This is a genomic window from Chlorogloeopsis fritschii PCC 6912 (assembly GCF_000317285.1).
Lineage (GTDB): Bacteria > Cyanobacteriota > Cyanobacteriia > Cyanobacteriales > Nostocaceae > Chlorogloeopsis > Chlorogloeopsis fritschii.
This window is the reverse complement of sequence record NZ_AJLN01000009.1, coordinates 1-907: the sequence shown is the minus strand read 5'-3', so window position 1 is coordinate 907 and position 907 is coordinate 1. Positions and strand designations below refer to the sequence as shown.

At 43.0% G+C, this 907-nt stretch carries 1 protein-coding gene; it reads left to right on the top strand.

Going from position 1 to position 907, the window contains the following annotated elements; all coding sequences use genetic code 11:
• Positions 1–92: 92 nt before the first annotated feature.
• A protein-coding gene (locus UYC_RS37070; protein ID WP_085951639.1) for an IS5 family transposase occupies positions 93–886 on the top strand; the annotation gives its coding sequence in 2 pieces (ribosomal slippage) (positions 93–444 and positions 444–886; 795 coding nt in all).
• Positions 887–907: the final 21 nt, after the last annotated feature.

The window sequence follows — 907 nt, the reverse complement described above, 5'->3', positions numbered from 1 at the left end:
GAGGTTATTTATAAAGTAAATCTAAAAGCGAGAAGAAAGGAGTTAGGGTAAGTCTAAAATACCTCATATCCAGTGTATTTACATAGTTGCTCATGGCGCGAAAGTCTTACCCCACAGACTTAACTGATAGGGAATGGGAAATCCTAGCTCCCTTGATTCCACCAGCCAAAGAAGGAGGGCATCCACGCACAACAGATATGCGTAAAATATGCAATGGCATCTATTATCATTTGAAAACTGGATGTCAATGGAATATGCTTCCAGGGGACTTCCCGCCAAGCTCAACGGTATACAGCTACTATCGCAAATGGCAGCGCCAGGGGGTTTGGGAAAAATTAAACCATACGCTACGTGGTCAAGTTCGCTCAAAATTGGGTAAATCAACACAACCAACAGCGATTGCCGCAGACAGTCAGTCGGTCAAGACTGACCAAAAAAAGGGGATGTGTACGGTTTTGACGGATGTAAAAAAGTAAAAGGAAGAAAGCGACAGACTTTGGTTGATAGCCTGGGGCTGTTGTTGAAAGTAGTTGTCAGTGAAGCGAATGCTCCAGAACGAGTGCTTGCTGCCTATGCTTTGATGGAACTGTTAGAAGAACGTCCAGAATTACTGGAAAAAGTTGAAGTCCTGTGGGTTGATTCCGGTTACGACGGTGATAAATTTGCACTTTGTGTTTGGTTGATGATCCAAGCTCATGTTGAAGTTATACGGCGTAGCGAGCAACAATTTCAAGTTTTGCCAAAGCGATGGGTAGTCGAAAGAACATTTGGGTGGTTTAACCAGTACCATCGTCTCAGCAAAGATTATGAGCGTCTTCCTGAAATGAGCGAAGCAGCCATATATGCCGTAATGACTAGGATTATGCTACGTCGTCTTGTTGTCTAAAGATTTACTTTATAAATAGTC